Below are 24,313 nucleotides of genomic sequence, written 5' to 3'. Positions count from 1 at the left end.
GCCCAACTACCAAGACAAATCAGACTGTGGCGCTCTCCCGCACAGATTCCACACCAGCCACCGCATTGCCGCCGACTTCCGCCACGCGCAGCAAGTTGGTGGTTCCGCCCTGCCCAAACGGCATACCAGCAGCAATCGTGATCTGGTCACCCGGCGCGGCATAGCCTTCAACCAGCGCCGCACGCGTTGCCGCTTCGACCATCTCGTCAACGCTCTTCACGTCGGGGCTCACCGTCGAGTGAATGCCCCAGGCAATCGCCAGCCGGCGCGCGATCTCGAGGTTCGGCGTGATGCTGACGATCGGCGCGCAAGGCCGTTCACGCGCAGCGCGCAGCGCCGTCGCACCTGACGACGTGTAGGTCACCGTCGCCACAGCACCAATGATCTGCGTCACTTCCCGCAGCGCCGCGCAGATCGCATCCTGACGGGTGTTCAGCGGCGTCTCATGCTGCGCATCGAGCAGGTTGCGATAAAGCGGGTCGCGCTCCACCTCGGTGACGATGCGATTCATCATCGACACCGCCGGCACGGGGTAGCGGCCATTGGCCGACTCCGCCGATAGCATCACCGCATCCGCACCTTCATAGATCGCACTCGCCACGTCCGAGGCTTCAGCACGCGTCGGCACCGGCGAGTCAATCATCGACTCAAGCATCTGCGTAGCGATCACCACGGGCTTGCCCAGCTGGCGGCACACACGCAGGATGCGCTTTTGCACGCCGGGCACGCGCTCGGGCGGCAGTTCGACACCAAGGTCGCCACGCGCGACCATCACCGAATCCGACACACGCACGATCTCTTCCAGCTGCTGCAGCGCGGCGGGCTTTTCGATCTTCGACAGGATGCCGGCACGCGTGCCGACGATCTCGCGCGCTTCGACGATGTCGGAAGGGCGCTGCACGAACGACAGGCCGATCCAGTCAGCACCCAGCGACAGTGCAAAGTCCAGGTCCTTGCGGTCCTTCTCGGTCAGCGCAGGGATAGGGATGACCGCATCAGGCACGTTCACACCCTTGCGGTCCGACAGCGTGCCGTTGTTCACCACACGCGTGGTGATGCTGCCGCTCGCCACGGATTCGATCGCAAGGCGCACCTTGCCATCGTCGATCAGCAGCGACTGGCCCGGCTGTGCTGCGTGGAACAGTTCCGGATGCGGCAGATGGACGCGCGTGCCATCGCCAGGGGTCGGATCGCTGTCGAGCACGAACGAGTCGCCCGCGCGCACGGCAACCTTGCCGGCGGCGAATACGCCGATGCGCAGCTTCGGACCCTGCAGGTCGGCCAGCACCGCGATCGGGCGGCCGGTCTCGGCTTCGATCTGGCGCACAGCGTCGTAGCGCGCGCGGTGGTCTTCATGCGTGCCATGGCTGAAGTTCAGGCGGAACACGTCGGCCCCGGCTTCGAACAGCTGTCGGATCACCGCGATATCGGTGCTCGCGGGACCGAGCGTGGCAACGATCTTGGCTTTGCGCTGGCGTCTCATGATGTCTCCTCTTCCATTCTCGGAACGGCGCGCCGTGGTGGCGCGCCGGTAATGCGGTTCAGTTCGGACGCGATACTCAAACGATAAGGATCGCGCGGAAATCGTTCACGTTGGTGCGGGTCGGGCCGGTCACGATCAGGTCGTCCACGCCGGCAAAGAAGCCATAGCCGTCGTTGTTTTCCAGATGCGCGCGGGCCGACAAGCCGCGTGAGGCGGCGCGGGTCAGCGTATCCGGCGCGAGCAGCGCGCCGGCGTTGTCTTCGGAGCCGTCGATGCCGTCGGTGTCGCAAGCAATCGCATGCACGCCGGGCAGGCCATCGAGCGCAACGGCCAGCGACAGCAGGAATTCCGCATTGCGCCCGCCACGGCCCTTGCCGCGCACGGTCACCGTGGTCTCGCCGCCGGACAACAGCACGCATGGCTTGCTGAAGGGTTGGCCGTGCTGTGCGATCTGGCGTGCGATGGCCGCGTGCACGAGCGCCACGTCGCGCGCTTCGCCTTCGATGCAATCGGACAGGATGTGCGCCTCGAAGCCGAGTTCGCGCGCACGTGCCGCGGCCGCTTCGAGCGATTGCTGCGCGGTGGCCAGCGTCACGCTGCGGTGGCCCGCAAAGCGTGCATCGCCGGGCTTCGGCGTTTCGCCTGCGCCGCTTTCCAGATGGGCACGCACATTGGCCGGCACGTCGATGCCGTACTTGGCGATGACCGCGAGCGCGTCGGCGCACGTCGTTGCGTCGGGCAGCGTCGGGCCGCTCGCGATCAGCGTGGGGTCATCGCCGGGAATATCGGAAATCAGCAGCGTCTCGACACGCGCCGGTGCGCAGTGCAACGCGAGGCGCCCGCCCTTGAGCGCCGACAGGTGCTTGCGCACGCAGTTCATCTCGCCGATGCTCGCGCCGCTGCGCAGCAGGGCCTTGTTCACAGCCTGCTTGTCGGCGAGCGAGATGCCAGGCGCGGGCGCGGCGAGCAACGCGGAGCCGCCACCGGAAATCAGGCACAGCACGAGATCGTCAGCGGTCAGGCCCTGCACGAGTTCGACCATGCGCTGCGCGGCGCGGGCGCCGGCTTCATCGGGCACCGGATGCGCGGCTTCGACGACTTCGATGCGCTTGCAGTCGGCACCGTGGCCATAGCGCGTCACCACCAGTCCGCTCAGCTCGCCTTGCCAGTGCGCTTCGACAGCCTGCGCCATCGCGGCGGCGGCCTTGCCGGCGCCGATTACCACGGTGCGGCCCTTCGGCGGATGCGGCAGGTGCGGCGGCAGGCAGTGGCTGGCGCTGACCGATGCCACGGCGGTATCGAACAGGTCGCGCAACAGGGCGCGCGGCTGGAGGCTGGGACGCTGCGGGGTCAGCAGGGCGGCGCTGGTTTCGGTGTCGAGCATGGGGAATCCTGGGAACTGAAACTGAGGCCGTCCCCGCGAAGGGGACGGCGTTTGCTGCAACTACAGGTACTGCGGATGTTGCGTGTACAGCGATGTGCTTACTTGGCGCTGGCGATGTCGTGGTTCGACATGATCTCGATCGCGCGGCACAGCGCCGAGTGGTCGGCCTTGCCGAAGCCGTTGGCAGCGCAGGTGTTGAACAGTTCCTGCGCGGTAGCGGTATTCGGCAGCGCTACGCCCAGCGCCTTGGCGCCTTGCAGGGCCAGGTTCAGGTCCTTCTGGTGCAGTTCGATGCGGAAGCCCGGATCGAAGGTGCGCTTGACCATGCGCTCGCCATGCACTTCCAGGATGCGCGATGCGGCGAAGCCGCCCATCAGCGCCTGGCGCACGCGTGCCGGATCAGCGCCCGCCTTCGAGGCGAACAGCAGCGCTTCGGACACAGCCTGGATGTTCAGCGCGACGATGATCTGGTTGGCCACCTTGGTGGTCTGGCCGTCGCCGTTGCCGCCGACCAGCGTGATGTTCTTGCCCATCAGCTCGAACAGCGGCTTGACCTGGTCGAACGCTTCTTCCGGACCACCAACCATGATCGTCAGCGATGCAGCCTTGGCGCCGACTTCACCGCCCGACACCGGCGCGTCCAGGTACGAAGCGCCCAGCTTGTTGATGCGCGCAGCGAAGTCCTTGGTCGCGATCGGCGAGATCGAGCTCATGTCGACGACGATCTTGCTGTAGCTGGCTTCCTTGCCCGCGGCCTTCAGCGCGGCGGCAACGCCTTTGTCGGCAAACAGCACGGCTTCGACGTGCGGCGTGTCCGGCACCATGATGACGATGATGTCGGCGCGCTTGGCGACTTCCTCCGCGCTGGTGCAGACGGTCACGCCTGCATCGACCAGCGCTTGCGGGGCCGGGTTGACGTCATGCACGAACAGCGTGTGGCCGGCGGCGCGCAGGTGGCCCGCCATGGGTGCGCCCATGATGCCCAGACCGATGAAGCCGACGTTGCGTTGGTTTGCCATGTTGATGTCTCCGATTGGATGTTAAGTCTGTGATGGATTGCGTGTGCGGTAACCCGTTACTGCACGCTGTTACTGCACGCCGTGGGCGGCGCGCCAGCCCAGGCCGGCTTCAGTGGTGGTCTTCGGCTTGTATTCGCAGCCGATCCAGCCGGTGTAGCCGATTTCGTCCAGGTACTTGAACAGGAACTGGTAGTTCAGCTCGCCCGTGCCCGGCTCGTTGCGGCCCGGGTTGTCGGCCAGCTGCACATGCTTGATCTTCGGCAGGTTGGCCTTGATCGTGTTGGCGATCTCGCCTTCCATGCGCTGCATGTGATAGATGTCGTACTGCACGTACAGATTCGGCACGTTGACCTGGTTGATCAGGTCCACCGCCTGCTGCGTGCGCGACAGGAAGAAGCCCGGGATATCGAACGTGTTGATCGGCTCGATCAGCAGGTCGATATGCTCGCCGGCGAGCGCATTGGCGGCGAAGCGCAGGTTTTCCACCAGCGTTTCCTGCGCCTGCTCGCGCTTCACGTTCTGCGGCTGGATGCCGACCAGGCAGTTGAGCTGGCGCACGCCGAGCACCTTGGCGTACTTGATGGCCTCGCCCACACCGTCCTGGAACTCGCTCACGCGATCCGGGTGGCACGCAATGCCGCGCTCGCCCGCATCCCACTTGCCGGCCGGCAGGTTATGCAACACCAGGTCCAGCTGGAAGCGGTTCAGGCGGTCCGCGATCTGGTCCGCGTGGAACGCATACGGAAACAGGAATTCCACGCCGCGGAAGCCCGCGCGTGCGGCGGCTTCGAAGCGGTCGAGAAAGCCCACTTCGTTGAACAGCATGGTGAGGTTTGCCGCAAGTTTGGTCATGAATCTCTCCGGTTTAATTGTGGTTGTCGCTCCGCCGGTGCGGAGCCGCTACTGCTTTCGTTTCTGCTGCAAAAACAGGGGGCGCTGACAGCAGCGCGGGCCTGTCGCCCGCGCCGCGTTTGGAGGCTTGCTTACGCCGTTTCCACTTCTTCGTTCAGGATGGCCTCGTCGGCGTCCTCGATGTCTTCGATCGGCTCGAACTCGTTGATGTTGTCGATTTCGGTGCCCATTGCGATGTTGGTCACGCGCTCCAGGATCACTTCGACCACCACCGGCACCGAGAACTCGGCCATCAGGTCACGCGCTTCGGCGAAGGCCGGCGCGATGTCTTCCGGCTTGAACACGCGGATCGCCTTGCAGCCCAGGCCTTCGACGACCTTGACGTGGTCCACGCCGTAGCCGTTCAGTTCCGGCGCGTTGATGTTGTCGAACGCGAGCTGCACGCAGTAATCCATCTCGAAGCCGCGCTGTGCCTGACGGATCAGGCCGAGGTAGGAGTTGTTCACCACCACGTGGATGTACGGCACCTTGAACTGCGCGGCCACGGCCAGTTCTTCGATCATGAACTGGAAGTCGTAGTCGCCCGAGATCGCCACCACGTCCGAGTTCGGCGATGCGGTCTTCACGCCGATGGCGGCGGGAATGGTCCAGCCCAGCGGGCCAGCCTGGCCGCAGTTGATCCAGTGGCGCGGCTCGTTGACCGACAGGAACTGCGCCGCGGCGATCTGCGACAGGCCGATCGTGCTGACGTAGCGCACGTCGCGAGGGAAGTACTGGTTCATCTCGCGGTACACGCGCTGCGGCTTGACCGGCACGTTGTCGAAATCGCTCTTGCGCTGCATGGTGCGGCGGCGCTTCTGCACATCGGCAACCCACGACTTGCGGCACGGCAGGCGGCCGGCCATCTTCATTTCGCGGGCGACTTCCACGAACAGTTCCAGCGCAGCCTTGGCGTCCGACACGATGCCCAGATCCGGGCCGAACACGCGGCCGATCTGGGTGGGTTCGATATCGACGTGCACAAACTTGCGGCCCTTGGTGTAGACGTCGACGCTGCCGGTGTGGCGGTTGGCCCAGCGGTTGCCGATGCCCATCACGAAGTCCGAGGCGAGCAGCGTGGCGTTGCCATAGCGGTGCGAGGTCTGCAGGCCGACCATGCCGGCTTGCAGCGGGTGGTCGTCGGCGAGCACGCCCCAGCCCATCAGGGTCGGCACCACCGGCACGTTGACCAGCTCGGCGAACTCGACCAGCAGATCGGACGCGTCAGCGTTGATCACGCCGCCGCCGCAGACGATCAGCGGGCGCTCGGCCGCGTTGAGCATGGCGATGGCCTTCTCGATCTGGGCGCGCGAGGCGGCCGGCTTGTACGGCTGCAGCGACTGGTAGGTCTCGACATCGAATTCGATCTCGGCCACCTGCACGTCGAACGGCAGGTCGATCAGCACCGGACCCGGACGGCCCGAACGCATGATGTGGAACGCTTGCTGGAACACTTGCGGCACCAGGGCCGGCTCACGCACGGTCACGGCCCACTTGGTGACGGGCTTGGCGATCGATTCGATATCGACAGCCTGGAAATCTTCCTTGTACAGGCGGGCGCGCGGCGCCTGGCCGGTAATGCAGAGAATGGGGATCGAATCCGCCCAGGCCGAGTACAGGCCGGTGATCATGTCGGTGCCAGCCGGGCCCGAGGTACCGACGCAGACGCCGATATTGCCCGGCTCGGCACGGGTGTAGCCTTCAGCCATGTGCGAGGCGCCTTCGACGTGGCGGGCCAGCACGTGGCTGATGTTGCCCGACTTGCGCATCGCCGAGTAGAACGGGTTGATCGCCGCGCCCGGCACGCCGAACGCCGTGGTCACGCCTTCCTTCTCCAGCACCGCGATGGCCGCGTCGATTGCTCTCATTTTTGCCATGATCTTGTCTCCAGTTGGGGTGGGTTTTCCGTTGGAGTTGATCCTATTCCCGCAACGGGTGTCGGATAAAGGGAAGCGAGATCAGTTGATTCGATACCTGTAGTTTGTAATTTGGCCTTGGAAGCCGCGATGGACGGTTGGCGTCCGTGCCCGGCGCGCCGGGATTCCAGATGGGATGTGACGATCGGGATACGCCAGACGCTACCCGCGACGTGCTGCTGCGGCGACAATGGCGGGATTGCCCGCGCCGACCCGATCCCGCATTTCTCCGCCATGTACTCCCGGCTACCCTCCACCTACGAATTGCTTGAGGCCCTTGCCGCTGTTCCGGCGCCCGCGCCAGTGCCGGCGTCCGCCAGCGCGGTGGGGGCGACGCCATGGCCGCAGCGGGCCGGACGCGCTTTCTGGCTCGGTTTCGTCGTCACGCTGGTGGCCACGCTGATTGCCGCAGCCGGTCTGGTTGTCTGGCGGCTGGTGCTCAAGCATCCGCTTGCGCCATGGTCGATCCGGCTCACGGAAGCGCTGCTCGTGCTGTCGGCCGCGTGCTATGCGGCCTCGGGGCTGATGCGCCTGCCCGGCGTACTGGCGATCTTGCGCAATCCGCTGCGCTGGCAGGCCGTTCAGATGGATCTCGACAGCGCGATCGAAAACGCGCTGCTGCGGCGGCTTGGGCGGATTCATCCGTTGCAGCTGCAGGCGCGGCAGCGGCGCGTGGCGCTGCAATTGCGGCTATGGGAAGGGATGGCGCGCACCGTTGGGCTGCTACTTGCACTGGCGCCGGCCGCGCTGGTGCTGGTCAGCGGGCTGCATCCGCTACCGCATCAGGCGGAGATGAAAGGATCGCTGCTGTGGCTCTATGCCGTGATGGTGGTCGTGGGTGCCGCGTTCTACCTGTACGTGCACGTGCAATGCAGCCGGCCGTTGCGGCGGCTGTCCCACGTGCTTGCGGAAGCGGCGGAGATCAACGCGCGGCTGGGCGCGAAGCGCGCGGGCCTGGCACCATCGACCGAGCCGGCCCCCGCGCAGTAAGAAGCGGCGGATTCACTGCGCAGCCAGGTACGCCTGCGTCAGCCTCACCCACGCCGCTGCACCGAGCGGCAGCACGGCATCGTTGAAGTCGTATCCCGGGTTGTGCACCATGCACCCGCCGAACTCCCCTTCACCGTTGCCCAGGATCAGATAGCACCCCGGCACCTGATTCAGCATCCACGCGAAGTCCTCGCTCCCGTTCAGACCCTTTGGCGCCTGCGTGACCACATTCTCCGCACCGACCAGTTCCGCACACACGCGCTGCGCGAGCTGCGTCTCTGCTTCGGCATTGACCATCGGCGGCGTGAGCTGCCGGTAATCGATCTGCGCTTCCACACCATGCGCCTGCGCTGTCAGCGACACGATTTCGCGGATGCGCTGCTCGACCATTGCACGCGTTTCCGGACGTGCCGCGCGCACGTTCAGTCCGATCGTCACGGACTCGGGAATCACGTTATGCGTAGCGCCTCCACGAATGAAGCCGACCGACACCACCGCCGTGTCATCAGGCGCGACATTGCGCGCGACCACGGTCTGAAGCGCAGTGACGATCGCCGCCGACGCAGCGATCGGATCGCGCGCGCGGTGCGGCATGGCACCGTGGCCACCCACGCCCTTGATGGTCACGTCAGCCACATCGGACGACAGGCTGACCGGCCCGGGCAGCACGCGGAACGTGCCCGCCGGCACACCCGGCATGTTGTGCAGCGCGAACACCGCATCGCACGGGAAGCGTTCGAACAATCCATCCTCGATCATTGCGCGCGCGCCGCACAGGTTCTCCTCGTCGGGCTGGAAGATCAGGTTCAGCGTGCCGTCGAAATCGGGATGGTCGGCGATTGCCTTCGCAGCAGCGAGCAGGATCGCCGTATGACCATCATGGCCGCACGCATGCATCTTGCCGTGCAGCTGGCTCGCATAGGGTAGCCCCGTGGCTTCGATGACCGGCAGCGCGTCCATGTCGGCACGGATGCCGAGACGGCGCTTGCCGGTGCCGCGCTTCAACTGTCCGACCACGCCGCTCTTGCCGATACCGGTATGCACTTCGTAGCCCCATTCGCTCAGCAGAGTGGCCACGAGCTTGCTGGTCGCGCCGACCTCGAAACCGAGTTCGGGATGCGAGTGGATCTGGCGGCGGATGCCGACGAAGGTCTCGGCGTCGATGCTGATATTCGGCAGCAGGTGCGGCAGGTACTGGAACGGCTTGAGCGTGGGTGCGCGAGTCATGGATCGGGTCTCCGGATGAATGGTGGAAATCAGTGCGCGCGGCGTTCGCGGATGCTGAGCACGGCGATCAGTGTGATGGCGCCGCAGACCAGCATGTACCACGCCGGCGACAGCGGGTTGCCGGTGCGCGAGAGCAGCCACGTGACGATAAATTGCGACGAGCCGCCGAACACGGTCACGCCGACGCTGTAGATGACCGACAGGCCGCTGGCGCGCACGCCGGCGGGCAGCATTTCCAGCATCATCAGGAACATTGGCGTCGTGCCGAGATTGATGCCGGCGGTCAGCAGCGCCGACAGGCACAGCACCAGCGGCACGCTCGGATGCGCGTTGATCAGCCAGAACGCGGGATACACGGCGAGCATGCTGAAGACGAGCGATGCGACCACCAGCGGCTTACGGTTCGTCAGGCGGTCAGCGAGGCGGCCGGCGACGAGCGACACCACCGTCAGCGTGAGCCCCGTCACGCAGCCGGACAGGAACGACAGCGACGGCGGCATCTTGAGCACGCGGATCATGTAGGTCGGCATGAAGAAGACCACCAGGTACATCGTCGCGGTGCCGGCCGTGGTGGCCAGGATGCCTTTCACGACCGTCGCCCAGTGGTTGCGGAACAGCTCGCCGAGCGGACTCGGCGCATGTTCGTCGGCCTGGTGCGTTTCGTCGAGATTGGCGCGGATGTAGAGGCCCACGGGCGCGATCAGCAGGCCCACCAGGAACGGCAGGCGCCAGCCCCAGCTTTCGAGCGATTCGGTCGGCAGCAGTGCATACAGGCTCGCACCTGTGAGCGCACCCAGCATCGCCGAGATGCCCTGGCTGCCAAGCTGCCAGCTCACGCGCCAGCCGCGGCCGCGCACGCCGCCGGACTCCATCAGCATGGCCGTCGATGCGCCGATCTCGCCGCCGAGCGAGAAGCCCTGCAGCAGGCGCCCGGCCAGGATCATCAGCGAGCCGAACACGCCAGCCGATGCGTACGGCGGCGCGAGCGCGATGCACAGCGTGCCGGCGACCATCAGGCCGATGGTCAGCGTCATGGCGGCCTTGCGGCCACGGCGGTCGGCATAGCTGCCGATCACCACACCACCGAGCGGGCGCATCACGAAGCCGATGCCGAAGGTTGCGACAGCCAGCAGCAGCGAGCCGTATGGGTTGTCGGACGGGAAGAACAGCTTGCCAATCAGCAGCGAGAAGAAGCTGTAGACGGTGAAGTCGAACATCTCGAGCGCATTGCCGAGCGAACAGGCGGCGATCAGGCGGAACTGGCTTTGCGGTCGCGCCGGCTTGGCAATCGTGCCGCTGCCGGCGGCGAGGGTGGCGTCGTTCATGCGGTCTCCACGAACTGGTGGGTAGGAGGCGCACGCGGGGCCGGTCTTGTTCCTTGCCGGTTGGTGGGAATCCGCGCTGGCCATGGGGTGGCGATGACTGCGATGAAGTATTCAGGCAAACGCGGCGGGACAAAAAATCATATATTTTCATATTGATAACCAAATCGAATCACCGTCATAACCGGGTGCCGACGGATATCGGGACAAGTACCGATCCGGCGCGCAAAACACAGCACCGATGCGGGTTCGCGGGGAAGCGGCGTCCGCCGCGCATCGCAGGCCACGCCCGCAATCGGGGCGCGCTGCACTGCACGCGGGCTTGCTGCACAAAAAGAAAGGAATCGATGAAGCTGCAACAACTGCGCATCCTGCTGGCCGTGGCCGAGCACGGCAGCATCCATGAGGCGTCGCGTTCGCTGCATATCTCGCAGCCGGCGCTGTCGAAGGCGATCGCGGAGCTCGAACGCGAACTCGGCGTCACGCTCATGTCGCGCTCGGTGCGCGGCGTGAGCCTGACGGCCTACGGCGTGGCGCTGGTCAAGCGCGCCAGCGTGGTCGAACAGGAACTGCGGCACGCGCTGGAAGATATCGAGTCGATCCGCGGCCATGCCGAGGCCGAACTCAATATCGGTTTCACGGCGGTCGCGTCCAGCGGGCCATTGCCGGACGCCATGGCGGCGTTCCGCCAGCGCTTCCCGAACGTGGCGCTGCGTGGTTTCGAACTGCGCCCGCAGCAGATTCAGGAGGGACTGCGCGAAGGGCGGCTCGATCTGGGGCTGATTTCCACCAATAGTGGACCCGGCTCGGCATCGTTCCAGTGGGAACCGCTGTTCTCGGTCGGCATGAAGCTGGCGGTGCGCACGGGCCACCCGCTGCGGCGCGCGCGGCGGCTGCGGCCGCTGCTCGATGCCGACTGGCTCGTGCTCGACCCTGTCGACGACGCTGGCAGCCCGCTGGCCAGCCTGATGCGCCTGCACCGGCTCGAAATGCCGAAACGCGTGGTGCAGACCGCGTCGAACCTGCTCGGACTGCAGCTCGCCACCAAGACCGACCTGGTCAGCATGTGGTCGGATTTCGTCTTCTTCGGCACCGGCGGACCGCTGCAGCTGGTACGCGACGCGCTGACGCCGCTGCCGATCCAGGACGAATTGCCCGATTTCCGCGTGTTCCTGGTCTACCGCTCGATGGACCTGATGACCCACGTCTGCGCCGAATTCGTGCGCGAGGTGCGCCATTGTGCCCGCCAGATGGAGGAGCCGCTGGCCACCATGCGCAAGTCCCGATCCGCTTCATAAGTGCCGGCACGATGTCACGGCGCCGCCGATGCCGCACAATGGCGGGCAGGAGACGCAACACCATATGGACAAACTCAAGCAAATCGAAGCCTTTATCGCGGTGGTCGAGCACGGCAGCATGGCCGCTGCCGCGCTCACGCAGGACGTCACGCCCGTGATGATCGGGCGCCGCATCAACGCGCTGGAAGCGCGAATCGGCGTCAAGCTGCTGCATCGCTCGACACGCCGCATCGTGGTCACCGAGCAGGGCGCCGTATTCATGGAGCAGTGCAAGAAGGCGCTGGCCGACCTGGACCGCGCCGAGATGCTGATCGCCGAAGGCAAGCACAAGGCGACGGGCCACCTGATCGTGTCGGCCCCGGCCGCGTTCGGCCGCAAGCACGTGGCGCCGCATGCGCCGGCCTTCCTGGCCGCGAACCCGGAAGTGCAGATTTCGTTCAACCTGACCGACCGCGTGGTCGATCTCGTGCGCGAAGGGTATGACGTCGGCATCCGCATCGGCGGCGCGATCGACCCGAACTTCGTCGCCATCAAGCTGGCCACCAACAAGCGCGTGGTGTGCGGTACGCCCGCGTACTTTGCCAAGCACGGCGTGCCGCTGACGCTGGACGACCTGGAGCACCACAACTGCCTGGCCTTCAACCTGCAGGGCGGCCAGCAGCGCGGCTGGTATTTCCAGCAGAACGGCAAGACCGTGACCGTGCGCGTCAATGGCAATCTCGACTGCAACGATGGCGAATTGCTGCACCGCTGGACCGGCGAGCACCTGGGCCTCGGCTGGCGCTCCACGTGGGAGATCTTGCCGCAACTGGAGAGCGGCGAATTGGTCACCGTGCTCGACGAGTACGCATTGCCGGATTACGACATCCTCGCCGTGTACCCGCAGCAGCGTCCGGTGCCGGCCAAGATCCGCTTCTTCATCGAGCATCTGAAAGCGCAATTCGCGCAGCCGGGCTACTGGACGGCGCGCGGCTGACCCGCGCAAGGGGAGGGCGCTGATGGCGGGGTGGCTGGCGGACCTGGTGGTCGTGGTCCACTTCCTGTTCATCGCCTTCGTGGTCGGCGGCGCGCTGCTGCTGTTCCGGTGGCCGCGCGTGGCGTGGGTGCATCTCCCTGCGGCGGCGTGGGGCGTATTCGTGGAGTGGTCGGGCCGCATGTGTCCGTTGACGCCGCTCGAGAATGCGCTGCGTCGGACGGCCGGGGAGGCTGGGTATGGCGGCGGGTTTGTCGAGCGGTATTTGCTGCCGGTGATCTATCCGGCTGGACTAACCCCAGCCATACAGCTGTGGCTGGGTGCGTTTGTGCTTGTCCTTAACGTGGCGATCTACGCAATCTGGTGGCGCCGCCAGCGACTCAGTTAGCGCTGCGCGGGTTCGAACCTCGGCGCACGCTTCTCCAGATTCGCGCGCACCGCTTCACGCTGATTTGGCGATCCGACCAGCTTGTCCTGCTCGACCGATTCCGCCATCAGAATGGCCGCGTTATCGCCGGCCTCCACCACCTCCATCAGCCGCTTCGCAGCACGAATGGCATGCGGGTTCTTCTGTGCGACCTGGCGCGCGGCCTCGAGCGCAGCGGCCCGTGGATCGTCGACGACGCGCGTGGCCAGACCAAGTTCGCACGCCTCGGCGCCCGTGACAATACGCCCGGTGTAGATCAACTCGCGCAGCAGGTCCGGACGCACAAGTCCGCGCGTCAGCACCATGCCAGCCATGTCCGGCACAAGGCCCCATTTGATCTCCATGACGGAGAGCTTCGTGTCTGCCGTGACGAAGCGCACATCGGCGCCGAGTGCGACCTGTAGTCCGCCACCGAAGGCCACGCCGTGCACGGCAGCGAATACCGGCACCGGCAGTTCGCGCCAAACCATGCAGGCGTATTGCGGACGGTTCGAAATGCCGTGCACGCGCGCAGCCAGACGGCCCGGACGGATACCCGGATCGCCGCTCGCGCCGCCGCCCAGCATGCCGGCCATGCTTTCCATGTCCAGCCCCGCGCAGAACGCGCGGCCTTCGCCCGACAGCACCACCGCGCGCAGGTCCGGTGTCTGCTTCAATTGCTCGCCAGTGGCGATCAATGCGTCGAACATCGCGGGATCGAGCGCGTTCATCTTGTCCGCGCGGTTGAGACGGACGTCGGCAACGCCGTCTTCGATGGTCACAATGATGCGGTCGGTGCTGCTGGCGCTCATGCGCGGCTCCTTATTGATTCGTACAGTGTTCGGGATGAATGCCCGCACCGGGGAGCGCGAGCATCACGGTCTATGCGATGCGTTCGTCCCGCACGGTCGGCAGGACGTAGTTGCGGTACGCGTCGCGCAGCTTCACCTTGAGCAGCTTGCCGGTGGCGGTGTGCGGCAATGCATCGACGAACACCACATCGTCGGGCACCCACCAGCGCACGACCTTGCCGGCCAGGAAGGCGATCAATTCGGCGGACGTGACTTCGTGGTCCGGGCGTTTCACAACAATCAGCAGGGGCCGCTCCTGCCACTTGGGATGCGGCACGCCAATGACAGCTGCCTCGGCCACGGCGGGATGGCTCATGGTCGCGTTCTCGAGGTCGATCGACGAAATCCACTCGCCGCCCGACTTGATCACGTCCTTGGCGCGGTCGACGAGCTGCACATAGCCTTCGGGATCGATGTTGGCCACGTCGCCGGTATCGAACCAGCCGTCATTGTCGAGCGCATCGTGTTCGGCCTTGAAGTAGGCCGACGCAATCCACGGCCCGCGTACCTTGAGCTTGCCGAACGCCTGGCCGTCGTGCGGCAGCACCCGGCCTTCATCGTCCTCGATACGCAGTTCCACGCCCCACAGCGCGCGGCCTTGCTTGAGCTTGATCTTGAGCTGCTCGGCTTCGCTAAGGCCCGCGTGCTGCGGCAGCAGCGTGTTGATCACGCCGATGGGGCTGGTCTCGGTCATGCCCCAGCCTTGCATCAGCGTCGCGCCGAACTGCTTTTCGAAGCGCTCGATCATCGCCGCGGGCGCGGCCGATCCGCCCACGCCGGCGATGCGCAGGCTCAGCTCGCGCGGATCGATTTCCGGATGCGCGTCGAGATACTGGAACAGCATCAGCCACACCGTGGGCACGGCGGTCGAGTAGTTCACGCGCTCGTCGCGCAGCAAGCGGTACACGCTTTCGCCGTCGAGATGCTGGGCAGGCAGCACCATCTTTGCGCCGTTCATCGCGCACGCATAGGGCAGGCCCCAGGCGTTCGCGTGGAACAGCGGCACGATCATCAGGATGCTGCTTTCAGGGCTCACGCCGAACGTGTCGGAGCCGCTCGCCTTGAGGCTATGCAGCACGGTGGAGCGGTGCGAATACAGCACGCCTTTGGGATTGCCCGTGGTCCCTGACGTGTAGCACAGCGACGACGCGGTGCGCTCGTCGAACTGCGGCCATTCGTAGTCCTCGCTGCTGTCGGCAAGCAGGTCTTCGTAGCAGACCAGATTGGGAATGCCGGCACTGGCCAGCGCGGCCATGTGTTCGGGATCGGTCATCGCCACGTAGTGCCGCACGGTCTTCAACTGCGGCGCCAGCTTGGCCACCAGTGGTGCGAAGCAGCTGTCGAAGCAGAGCACGCTGTCTTCGGCGTGGTTGATGATGTATTCGATCTGCTCGGGAAAGAGCCGCGGGTTGACTGTATGCAGCACGGCGCCCGAGCCCGATACGCCGAAGTACATCTCCAGGTGCCGGTGCGTATTCCACGCGAGCGTGCCGATGCGGTCGCCTTCGCTGAGACCCAGCTTCGCGAGCGCGTTGGCGAGCCGCTTCGCGCGGCGGTGCACCTGGTCGTAATTGGTGCGCACCGTGCCGCCTTCCACGGTGCGCGAGATGATTTCCTGTTGCGGGTGGTACGCCGCTGCGTACTCGATCAGCGATGAAATCAACAACGGACGGTCTTGCATGAGGCCCAGCATGATGCGTCTCCCTGTGTTGTTCTCGTGATGCCCCGGGACGGCCATCCCGGGGGTGCTGCAAACGGCGACGGGGCGATCAGCGGCCCTTGAACTGCGGCGGGCGCTTGGCGACGAAGGCGGCCACGCCTTCGCGGAAGTCCTCGCTGCGGCACGCACGCGACTGTTGCGAGGCCTCCAGCTCGAGCTGCGTCGCGAGATCATTGCCGGAGCTCGCGTTGAGCGCTTCCTTGATCAGGCCGTAGGCGAAGGTCGGCATATTGGCGAGGTGGCTCGCCATCTTGCTGGCCTCGGCCTGCAGCGCGTCGTCTGCGTGGACCTTCCACACCAGGCCGATACGCTGGGCTTCTTCCGCATCGATCTTCTCGGCCAGGATGGCGAGCGCACGGGCGCGCATTTCGCCCGCATAGCGCGGCACGAAGTACGTGCTGCCAGCATCCGGCACGAGGCCGATCTTCGAAAAGGCTTGCAGGAACGAGGCCGATTTCCCGGCCAGCACCACATCGGCAGCCAGCGCGAGGCTCATGCCTGCGCCGGCGGCAACGCCGTTCACCGCGCTGATCACGGGCTTGGGCATCTGGCGCAGCGCCAGCACGATCGGGTGATAGCGTTCGCGCAGCAGCGTGCCGGAATCGGCCATCTCGCCGCTGGCGTTCTGGCGCGCGCCCAAGTCTGCGCCCGACGAGAAGCCTCGGCCGGCGCCGGTCAGCACGACGGCGCGCACGGATTCATCGGCGGCGGCACGGTCCACGGCCGCGCGCAGTTCACGCAGCAGTTCCGCGTTGAGTGCGTTCAGGACTTCAGGACGGTTCAGGGTGATGGTGGCCACACCTTCGCTGGCGTGGTAGAGCACGGGGGAAGTCATTGCGGTGTTTTCCTTCGTGAATCGGGGTTCACTTCGTCTTCAGGGCATCGGCCGACGCATCGCCGAGCTTGCTGCCGCCGTCGCAATCCAGGATGGTGCCGGTTACGTAGCGCGCGTTGTCGCAGCTCAGATACAGCGCCGCATCGGCAATGTCCTGCTTGCTGCCGTAGTCGCGCAGCGGCAGGCGACCCTTGTAGCGCGCCTCCATCTCGGGCGTGGGCGCCAGGCGCGCCATGCCTTCGGTATCGGCGATCGGGCCGGGCGAGATGCCGTTTACGCGCACGCCAGCCGGGCCCCATTCCATCGCCAGGCACTTCACGAGCATGTTGATGCCGGCCTTGGCCGCGCACGCGTGGGCCTGGAACATCATCGCGTTCACGCCCTGCGGCGCGGTGATGGCGATCAGCGATGCGCCAGGCTTGTTCAGGTAATCGAACGACGCGCGGAACACATTGAACGTGCCGATCAGGTCGATATCGACCACGGTCTTGAAGCCATTGGCCGACATGCCCACCACGGGCGCCAGGAAGTTGCCGGCCGCGCCCGAAATGACGATGTCGATCGGGCCAAACGTGTCGCGCGCCTGTTTCAGCGCGGCCTCCACCGCGGCGTAGTCGCGCACGTCAGCGGCCATCCCGATGGCGGTACCGCCGGCTTCGGTGATGGTGGCGGCAGCGGCCGCCACGCGCTCCGGATCGCGGCTGATCAGCGCGAGCTTCGCGCCGGAGCGCGCAAAGCTCTGCGCGATGCCAAGGTTGATGCCGGACGAGCCGCCGGCCACGAAAACGGTCTTGCCGGCGAGCGCGTCAGGACGGAATGCACTGGACATGGGATTCCCTCTGTTGAATGGGTGAGCGAGACAAGGCACCGGCGTGCCGATGGCAAGCCGGCGGTTCACGTAAAGGGAGGAGGGGGAGCAGCGAAAAGCAGGGCCGGCTTCAGCGCGCGCGCTTTTCCGGCAAGGTGTTGCAGCAGGCGATAAGGTAGGTGCAATCGTGCATGGTGTCTCCTGTCTTTAGTTATCGCTGGCTCAGGCCTGCGACATGCTAACCCGAAGACGGATTCCGTTCATGCCCCGCCTGCGCAATGCCGCGCCGCAGCAGCGGAAATTATGTGGCGCGGCCGGGCGGGGCGGCAACCGGCAAAGACAGCCTTCCAAAAAGAAAAAGCCCGCACACCGTTGCGGTGTGCGGGCGGCCTGCCAGGAGGAATCAGTCAGGCACGGTGCCCGTGAAGTGCGCCCCCGCGTCTTCACGAGCGGGGTCAATATTGCATCGGCGACCCCGCAAACGCTTTGACCGGGGTCAAGCGGCAAGGCCGGTTACGCGAGCAGTGCCGCTACCAGATCCTTGCCCCGCGCGGCTGGCGGGCTTTCCTCGAAATGCAGGGCGGCCTCGACGTGGCTCAGGTGGTCGACCATCAGCGCCACCGCGCGCTCGACATCGCCAGCACGTGCCGCTTCGATGAACTCGCGGTGCTCGTCGGACGAGCACGCCGCATCGCGGCGCGACTGGTACAGCATGGTGATGACCGCGCTGCGCGCGGACAGCTCGCGCATCATCTCGGTCAGCACGCTGTTGCCGACCACTTCGGCCAGCACGATGTGGAAATCGCCGAGCAGCCGCGTGCGGGTCTGGGCATCGACGCCTTCGATCGACTTGCGCTCGGAGGCCAGGTGCTTGTCGATTCGCTTGTAGTCCGCAGGCTTTGCCTTGGCGACGAACTCCCGCGCGAGCGCCGCTTCCAGGATGCGGCGCACCGCGAAGACCTCACGCGCTTCCTCGGCGCTCGGCTTGGCGACGAACGCGCCCTTGTCCGGCACGATCTGGATGACCTTGTCCTTGGACAGCATCAGCAGCGCCGCGCGCACCTTGGTGCGGCTCACGCGGTAGACGCTGGCCAGGGCTTCCTCCCGCAGCTTGGTGCCCGGAGGCAGCCGGTGCGAGACGATCGCCGCGACAATGTCATCGGCAATCGCTTCGGCGGTCATGTCGGGATCGATATGCTCGGGCATGGCTTGCTTGGGCGCAGGGCCTGCGCGTTTGGGGAAATGCCGAGATTCTAGCGCCCCGCCGCGGGGGACGGCACCGGCACTGCATTGTGGGCCGCGTCGGCCATCGGCAGGCCTTCGTCCAGCTCGGTGGCCGGCACCACACCGTTGAGCACGTCCCGCGCGCGGTCACGGTCGATGTCCTTCTCCCAGGCCGCCACGACGACGGTGGCGACGCAGTTGCCGATCAGGTTGCCGAGCGCACGCGCAATGCCGATGAACCAGTCCACCGACAGCACCAGCACCAGGCCGATAGCCGGGATAGCCGGGTGCGCCGACAGCGTCGCCGCCAGAATCACGATGGCCGAGCCCGGGATGCCGTGGGCCCCCTTGGAGGTGACCAGCGCCACCGCCAGGATGCCGAGCAGGTCGCCCATCGCCAGCGGCGTGTTGGTAGCTTGCGCGATGAACACGGCGGCCAGCGTCAGGTAGATCGAGAACGCGTCAAGGTTGAAAGAATAGCCAGTCGGGATTACGAGGCCGACCACGGATTTCTTGATGCCCATGAACTCGAGCTTCTTCATCACCTGCGGCAAAACGCTGTCCGACGAAGCAGTGCCCAGCACCACGAGCAGTTCGGCGCGCAGGTAGCGGATCAGCTTGATCACAGAGAAGCCGCACAGCCGCATGATGGTGCCCAGCACCACCAGCACGAAGATGGTCACCGCGCCGTAGAACAGCACCACCAGGAAGCCGAGCTGCTTGAGCGAACCAATGCCGTACTTGCCGACGGTGAAGGCCACAGCGCCCAGCACGCCCAGCGGGGCCAGCTTGATGATGAAGCCCATCATCTTGAACAGCGTGTGCGAGAACGTGTCGATCAGGCTCACGAGCGGCTTGGCCTTTTCTCCGACCAGCGACAGCGCACAACCGAACAGCACCGAGACCAGCAGCACCTGCAGCACGTCGCCGCTGGAGAAGGCGCCGATGATCGTGTTCGGGATCAGCTTGAGCAGGAAGTCGGCGGTGCCCTCGCTCTTCACCTTGGTGGCGTTCTCGATATAGCCGGAGATGGCCGACGCATCGAGCGAGCGGGGGTCCACGTTCATGCCCGTGCCCGGGTGAAAGACATAGGCCAGCAGGATGCCGAGCGCCAGCGCGATGGTCGTGACGATCTCGAAGTACACCACCGCCTTGATGCCGACACGGCCGACCTTCTTGAGCTCGCCCGCGCCGCAGATGCCGGCCACGACCACGCAGAACACGATGGGGCCGATCAGCATCTTGACCAACTTGATAAACGCATCGCCGAGCGGCTTGAGCTTGGCGGCGAATTCGGGGAACAGCATGCCGAGCGCCGTGCCGATCACCAGGGCGATCAGCACCTGGCCGAACAGCGACCGGGTGAAGCGGGTGTGGAGGCGGCCACCAGGGGCGGGGCGCGACTGGACTGCGTGCTGCATGGTTGTCTCCGTACCGGGTCGTTGCCTGGCCTGTCGCCGGGCTGCCCGTTTTGATTCAGGAACGCCTGCAGCCCGGTGCTTCGTTGGCCAATGGGCTGCCGGCCTTGCCGTTCAGGTTCGTGTCCGAGTCACCGGCACATCACCTCCGCGGACTGCCCCCCTGTTGGGACGGAATCCACGCTATCCGTTGTCCGGACCGGATTGTCCGCAGCGGATTGTCTGAACGTGGAACCGAATATAGTGCATATCATTTTTGTATGCAATTTTTGAATTCACTGTGCTACCATGAATCGCACAGAATAGAGCTTCGGCCCATGGGGCGCCTGTACCAGGCATAGCCCCGACTGGCACCTCGCCAGCCAGGCGTGCCGCGGCTTCAAGCCCTTCCAGCAGGAGACAACGCATGGCAGCAAACCTGTCGCCGTCCGCAGACATCGGCACGCGCATCATGACCTGGGCCGACGCCCTGGCCGTTCACACCGAGCAGCCCGGCTTGCTCACCCGCACCTATCTGACCGAGGCGCACCACGGCGCGGCCGCACAGCTGACCGAATGGATGCAGGCCGCCGGCATGACCGTGCGCCGTGACGCCGCCGGCAACGTGATCGGCCGCTATGAAGGCACAGACCCGGGCGCCCCGGCGCTGCTGACAGGTTCGCATTTCGACACCGTGCGCGATGCCGGGCGCTTTGACGGCAACCTCGGCGTGATCCTGCCGGTCGCATGCGTGGCGGAATGGAATCGCCAGGGCAAGCGCTTCCCGTTCGCGATCGAGGTGGTCGGCTTCGCCGAAGAAGAGGGCGTACGTTTCAAGGCGACGCTGCTCGGTAGCCGCGCCATTGCCGGCACCTTCGACAACAACGTCCTCGACAACGTCGACGACAGCGGCAAGACCATGCGCGAAGTGATGGCCGCGGCCGGTTTCGACCCGGCCGGCCTGCCCGCCGCCGCGCACGACCCGAAGAAAGTGCTGGCCTTTATCGAAGTCCATATCGAACAGGGCCCTGTACTGCTCAATGAAGGCCTGCCAGTCGGCGTGGTGACCGCGATTTCGGGTGCGACCCGCTTCGTCATCGAACTCGAAGGCCTCGCCGGCCACGCCGGCACGGTGCCGATGGACATGCGCCGCGATGCGGCCATGGCGGGTGCCGAAATCGGCCTTTACATCGAAAAGCGCTGCGGCGGCAAGCCGGGCCTGGTGGGCACCGTGGGCCAGTTCAACGTGCCGAACGGCGCGACCAACACGGTGCCGGGCCGCGCGGTGTTCTCGATCGACATCCGCGCCGGCGAGGACGCCGAGCGCGAAGCCGCCGTGAACGACGTACTGGCCGAGATCGAACGCGTGTGCGCACGCCGCAACGTGCGTGCGCAGGTGCGCAAGACGCACGAAGCCAAGAGTGTTCCCTGCGCCTCGTGGCTGCAGGAGCAATGGGCCGCCGCCGTCGCCCGCCAGGGCGTGCCGGTGCGCCACCTTCCCTCCGGCGCCGGCCATGACTCCATGGCCATTGCCGCGATTGCCGACGTCGCGATGCTGTTCGTGCGCTGCGGCAACGGCGGCATCAGCCACCACCCGACCGAAACCATGACCGCCGAGGACGCCGAACTGTCCGCGCGCGTGTTCAGCGATTTCGTCGAGCACTTCCAGCGGCAGCAATAAGGCTGTCCCCCGAACGCTTCCTGTTACTAAGATTCCCAGAAAACAAGCCATGACCGCACGAGACAATATGAACCCGATCGAAACCACGCTGACGACGTTCATCGACCAGCATCGCCCGCAACAGGAAGCCTTCCTGGCAGAGCTGGTCAAGGTCCCCTCCGACAACCCGGCGGGCGACTGCGATGCCCACGGCAAGCGCGCCAAGGAACTGCTGGAAGGTCTGGGCTTCACCGTCGAAGCGCACAAGGTGCCTGAAGCGCAAGTGAAGGCCGCCGGCATGATCAGCGCGACCAACCTGGTCGTGCGCAAGCAATTCGGCACGGGCGGCCCGGTCATCGCCATGAACGCCCACGGCGACGTGGTGCCTCCGGGCCTGGGCTGGACCAAGGATCCGTACGGCGGCGAGATTGCGGACAGCGAGCACGGCCCGGTCATGTACGGCCGCGGCGTGGCGGTGTCGAAGTCGGACTTCGCGACCTACACCTACGCCGTGCTGGCGCTGATGGAAGCCGAGAAGCAGGGCGCGAAGATCAACGGTGCGGTCGAGCTGCAGTTCACCTATGACGAGGAAACCGGCGGCGACATCGGTCCCAAGTTCCTGCTCGACAACAACCTGAGCAAGGCCGACTACGCGATTTCGGCCGGCTTCTCGTACGGCATCACGTCGTCGCACAACGGCTGCCTGCACGTCGAAGTGACGGTCAAGGGCAAGCAAGGCCACGCCGCCATGCCGCACACCGGCGTCGACGCCATCGAAGCCGCCACGCACATCCTGCAAGCCATCTACGGCTTGCGCGCGGAGCTGGCCACGCGCAAGTCCAAGGTGCCGGGCATCGACACCGCTACGCTGAACGTGGGCCTGATCAAGGGCGGCATCAACACCAACGTGGTGCCGGACCTGGTGACCTTCCGCGTCGACCGCCGCATGATCCCCGAGGAAATCGGCTTCGACGCCGAAGGCGAAATCCGCGCCGTGGTGGAAAAGGCCGCGAAGGACCGTCCGGGCATCGAGGTGAAGGTCGAGCGCATCATCCTGGCCGAGCCGCTGTCGGAACTGCCGGGCGTGGAAAAGCTGATCGGCGCGCTGAAGAGCCGTGCCGAGTCCGTGTTCGGCGTGGAGATCCCGGTGCAAGGCGTGCCGCTGTACACCGACGCGCGCCACTACACCAAGCGCGGCATCCCGACGGTGCTGTACGGCGCCGGCCCGCGCACGCTGATGGAAGCACGCGGCCACAACTCGGACGAGAACCTGCGCCTCAACGACCTGAACCGCGCGACCAAGGTGGTGGCGCTGGCGCTGTCGGACCTGATGGCGTAAGGCTTCGGCATTTCATCGCGAAGTCCGGAGGGCCCGCAGCAATGCGGGTCTTTTCTTTTGTAGATATCACTCCGTCTCGACGGCCAGCGCCACCAGCCAGCGCCGGATGACCTGCTCGTCGGCGTCCGTGAGTCCCGCGCGCAGGCGCGCCTCGTTCTCCTGTACGCGCTCCCGGCATTGCGCGAGCAGCGTCTTGCCTGCCTCCGTCAGGGCGATGTTCTGGATGCGTCCATGCACGGGATGCGGCTGGCGTTCGATGACACTGGCCTTCTCGAGGTTGCCGATGATCAAGCTGACTGTCTGCGGCGTCAGCACCGCAAGCCGCGCGAGATCGGCGTTCGACACGCCCGGGTATGCGCCGATCATCGTCATCACCACGAACTGCGGCGGCGTCACGCCGAGATCCGCGAGCGCTCGCTCCATACGCAGGCGATTCGCGGCGCCGGCCTGGCGGAGCAGGTAGCCCAGATAGCCGCTTTCCCCGCGCTTGCCTTCGCCGGGCGCTGGAATGGGTACGCCCTCCGCGCCGGAATTCCCTGCCACGGATGCGGTCTTTTCCTTGGTCTTGCGCATAATGTAATGTCAGTGCTCTTATATTATGTTCGTGCTCTGATATTATCACTTCCAACGGAGGACCCAATGGCGAACACCATGGCACGCATGGAATACCAGCAGTTCACCCAGACCGCTCCCGCCGTCTATGCCGCGCTGGCTGCGCTCAGCAAGGCCGTGACCGACTCCGGACTGGACAAGGCGCTGGTAGAACTGGTCAAGCTGCGCGTCTCGCAGATCAACGGCTGCGCGTTCTGCCTGCAGTTCCACCTGAACATCATCCGCAAGCTCGATGTCGATCCGCGCAAGCTCGACCTGCTCGCGGCATGGCGTGACGCAGGCGTGTTCAGCGACCGGGAGCAGGCTGCGCTGGCCTGGGCGGAGGCCCTGAGCGATCTGTCGGGCCATGGCCCGGGGGATGCCATCTACGCGCAGGTCCGGGAGCAGTTCTCCGAACAGGAACTTGTGTTTCTCGGTACGGCGATCGCCAGCATCAACTTCTGGAACCGTATCGCCGTGGGCTACCGGTTCACGCCGCCGACGTCCGACATCGGAGCTGCGCGATGAATATGCCAATTGAAAAAATCAACGAGGATATTCGTTACGTTGATGATGACGACGATGTAGCGGCCTGCTTCGGCTTGATGCGCCAGCTACGTCCTCATTTGGCTGACGTGAACGAACTCATCGCACGCTGGCGCCGCCAGCAGTCGGCCGGCTACAGGCTGATGGCCGTCTGGGACGAGGGTCGTCCGGTCGCGCTGGCGGGCTTTCGCCTGCAGGACAACCTGGTCCACGGCGTTCACTTCTATGTCGATGACCTGGTCACCGACGAGTCTGCGCGCAGCGGTGGGTACGGCGCCCGGCTGATGGATCGGCTCAAAAATGAGGCACGCGCGCTCGGTTGCACCAAGCTGGTGCTCGATACGCCGCTCACCAACGTGCTTGGCCACCGCTTCTATTACCGCAACGGCCTGCTCGCCTCGGCGCTGCGTTTCAACATCGTTCTGGATTGACC

Annotated in this window: 22 protein-coding genes; 8 read left to right on the top strand and 14 right to left on the bottom strand. The window is 65.6% G+C overall.

Features of this window, described 5'->3' with window-relative positions; genetic code table 11:
* Nucleotides 1-19 precede the first annotated feature (19 nt).
* The 5 genes from pyk to gcl form a co-directional block, all read right to left on the bottom strand.
* On the bottom strand, nucleotides 20-1,483 hold the full coding sequence (pyk, locus tag ACIGJG_RS16945; RefSeq protein WP_011299423.1) for a pyruvate kinase: 1,464 nt from the start codon (nucleotides 1,481-1,483) through the stop codon (nucleotides 20-22).
* Between the two features lie 76 nt (nucleotides 1,484-1,559).
* A complete protein-coding gene (locus ACIGJG_RS16940) occupies nucleotides 1,560-2,867 on the bottom strand; it encodes a glycerate kinase type-2 family protein (protein WP_011299422.1) in 1,308 nt (435 codons plus the stop codon).
* A gap of 98 nt (nucleotides 2,868-2,965) precedes the next feature.
* The gene (gene glxR / locus ACIGJG_RS16935) at nucleotides 2,966-3,886 is read right to left on the bottom strand and encodes a 2-hydroxy-3-oxopropionate reductase (RefSeq protein WP_011299421.1); all 921 of its coding nucleotides are present in this window, start codon (nucleotides 3,884-3,886) and stop codon (nucleotides 2,966-2,968) included.
* Between the two features lie 69 nt (nucleotides 3,887-3,955).
* Nucleotides 3,956-4,738: a hydroxypyruvate isomerase gene (gene hyi, locus ACIGJG_RS16930; RefSeq protein ID WP_011299420.1), complete on the bottom strand. Its 783-nt coding sequence runs from the start codon at nucleotides 4,736-4,738 to the stop codon at nucleotides 3,956-3,958.
* Nucleotides 4,739-4,869: 131 nt separating this feature from the next.
* Nucleotides 4,870-6,654, bottom strand: a complete 1,785-nt coding sequence (gcl, locus tag ACIGJG_RS16925) for a glyoxylate carboligase (protein ID WP_011299419.1) — start codon at nucleotides 6,652-6,654, stop codon at nucleotides 4,870-4,872.
* 177 nt (nucleotides 6,655-6,831) lie between these two features.
* On the opposite strand from gcl, the gene ACIGJG_RS16920 reads away from it, so the two are divergent.
* The gene (locus ACIGJG_RS16920; RefSeq protein ID WP_483672556.1) at nucleotides 6,832-7,683 is read left to right on the top strand and encodes a hypothetical protein; all 852 of its coding nucleotides are present in this window, start codon (nucleotides 6,832-6,834) and stop codon (nucleotides 7,681-7,683) included.
* A 12-nt stretch (nucleotides 7,684-7,695) separates the two neighbouring features.
* Here the strand turns inward: ACIGJG_RS16920 and ACIGJG_RS16915 are convergent, their stop codons facing one another.
* Entirely contained in the window at nucleotides 7,696-8,910 is a 1,215-nt protein-coding gene (locus ACIGJG_RS16915) for a M20 aminoacylase family protein (RefSeq protein ID WP_220631122.1), read from the bottom strand.
* A gap of 29 nt (nucleotides 8,911-8,939) precedes the next feature.
* The gene (locus ACIGJG_RS16910; protein ID WP_011299416.1) at nucleotides 8,940-10,235 is read right to left on the bottom strand and encodes an MFS transporter; all 1,296 of its coding nucleotides are present in this window, start codon (nucleotides 10,233-10,235) and stop codon (nucleotides 8,940-8,942) included.
* 344 nt (nucleotides 10,236-10,579) lie between these two features.
* On the opposite strand from ACIGJG_RS16910, the gene ACIGJG_RS16905 reads away from it, so the two are divergent.
* The 3 genes from ACIGJG_RS16905 to ACIGJG_RS16895 all read left to right on the top strand — a co-directional run bounded on the left by ACIGJG_RS16905 (nucleotide 10,580) and on the right by ACIGJG_RS16895 (nucleotide 12,891).
* Nucleotides 10,580-11,530: a LysR family transcriptional regulator gene (locus ACIGJG_RS16905; protein WP_011299415.1), complete on the top strand. Its 951-nt coding sequence runs from the start codon at nucleotides 10,580-10,582 to the stop codon at nucleotides 11,528-11,530.
* A 64-nt stretch (nucleotides 11,531-11,594) separates the two neighbouring features.
* The gene (locus ACIGJG_RS16900; RefSeq protein WP_011299414.1) at nucleotides 11,595-12,506 is read left to right on the top strand and encodes a LysR family transcriptional regulator; all 912 of its coding nucleotides are present in this window, start codon (nucleotides 11,595-11,597) and stop codon (nucleotides 12,504-12,506) included.
* A gap of 22 nt (nucleotides 12,507-12,528) precedes the next feature.
* Nucleotides 12,529-12,891, top strand: a complete 363-nt coding sequence (locus ACIGJG_RS16895; RefSeq protein ID WP_483672555.1) for a DUF2784 domain-containing protein — start codon at nucleotides 12,529-12,531, stop codon at nucleotides 12,889-12,891.
* On the opposite strand, the gene ACIGJG_RS16890 is transcribed toward ACIGJG_RS16895, so the two are convergent.
* From ACIGJG_RS16890 to ACIGJG_RS16865, 6 genes are all read right to left on the bottom strand, one after another.
* Nucleotides 12,888-13,721 (bottom strand): crotonase/enoyl-CoA hydratase family protein, encoded by an 834-nt coding sequence (locus tag ACIGJG_RS16890; RefSeq protein ID WP_483672554.1) that lies wholly within the window; start codon nucleotides 13,719-13,721, stop codon nucleotides 12,888-12,890. The two genes, ACIGJG_RS16895 and ACIGJG_RS16890, sit on opposite strands and share 4 nt — an antisense overlap.
* A gap of 70 nt (nucleotides 13,722-13,791) precedes the next feature.
* Nucleotides 13,792-15,453, bottom strand: coding sequence for a long-chain-fatty-acid--CoA ligase (locus tag ACIGJG_RS16885; RefSeq protein WP_483672552.1), 1,662 nt, complete (start codon nucleotides 15,451-15,453; stop codon nucleotides 13,792-13,794).
* Between the two features lie 76 nt (nucleotides 15,454-15,529).
* Complete coding sequence (locus ACIGJG_RS16880; RefSeq protein WP_011299410.1) at nucleotides 15,530-16,315, bottom strand: enoyl-CoA hydratase-related protein; 786 nt, start codon at nucleotides 16,313-16,315, stop codon at nucleotides 15,530-15,532.
* A gap of 28 nt (nucleotides 16,316-16,343) precedes the next feature.
* Nucleotides 16,344-17,144, bottom strand: coding sequence for an SDR family oxidoreductase (locus ACIGJG_RS16875; protein ID WP_220631118.1), 801 nt, complete (start codon nucleotides 17,142-17,144; stop codon nucleotides 16,344-16,346).
* Nucleotides 17,145-17,636: 492 nt separating this feature from the next.
* Nucleotides 17,637-18,329, bottom strand: a complete 693-nt coding sequence (locus ACIGJG_RS16870) for a GntR family transcriptional regulator (protein WP_011299408.1) — start codon at nucleotides 18,327-18,329, stop codon at nucleotides 17,637-17,639.
* A gap of 47 nt (nucleotides 18,330-18,376) precedes the next feature.
* Entirely contained in the window at nucleotides 18,377-19,768 is a 1,392-nt protein-coding gene (locus tag ACIGJG_RS16865; protein WP_011299407.1) for a C4-dicarboxylate transporter DctA, read from the bottom strand.
* A 403-nt stretch (nucleotides 19,769-20,171) separates the two neighbouring features.
* Between ACIGJG_RS16865 and ACIGJG_RS16860 the strand changes: the two genes are divergently transcribed.
* On the top strand, nucleotides 20,172-21,425 hold the full coding sequence (locus ACIGJG_RS16860) for an allantoate amidohydrolase (protein WP_011299406.1): 1,254 nt from the start codon (nucleotides 20,172-20,174) through the stop codon (nucleotides 21,423-21,425).
* Nucleotides 21,426-21,474: 49 nt separating this feature from the next.
* On the top strand, nucleotides 21,475-22,743 hold the full coding sequence (locus ACIGJG_RS16855) for a M20/M25/M40 family metallo-hydrolase (RefSeq protein WP_011299405.1): 1,269 nt from the start codon (nucleotides 21,475-21,477) through the stop codon (nucleotides 22,741-22,743).
* 66 nt (nucleotides 22,744-22,809) lie between these two features.
* Here ACIGJG_RS16855 and ACIGJG_RS16850 read toward each other — a convergent pair whose 3' ends face one another.
* On the bottom strand, nucleotides 22,810-23,316 hold the full coding sequence (locus ACIGJG_RS16850) for a MarR family winged helix-turn-helix transcriptional regulator (RefSeq protein WP_011299404.1): 507 nt from the start codon (nucleotides 23,314-23,316) through the stop codon (nucleotides 22,810-22,812).
* Nucleotides 23,317-23,382: 66 nt separating this feature from the next.
* Between ACIGJG_RS16850 and ACIGJG_RS16845 the strand changes: the two genes are divergently transcribed.
* Nucleotides 23,383-23,862, top strand: coding sequence for a carboxymuconolactone decarboxylase family protein (locus ACIGJG_RS16845; protein ID WP_011299403.1), 480 nt, complete (start codon nucleotides 23,383-23,385; stop codon nucleotides 23,860-23,862).
* 2 nt (nucleotides 23,863-23,864) lie between these two features.
* The gene (locus ACIGJG_RS16840) at nucleotides 23,865-24,311 is read left to right on the top strand and encodes a GNAT family N-acetyltransferase (protein ID WP_373460818.1); all 447 of its coding nucleotides are present in this window, start codon (nucleotides 23,865-23,867) and stop codon (nucleotides 24,309-24,311) included.
* Nucleotides 24,312-24,313: the final 2 nt, after the last annotated feature.

It is taken from the genome of Cupriavidus sp. C1SS-2L, from assembly GCF_057073735.1.
The sequence above is the reverse complement of the archived record's forward strand: the minus strand, read 5'-3'. Positions and strand labels throughout refer to the sequence as shown.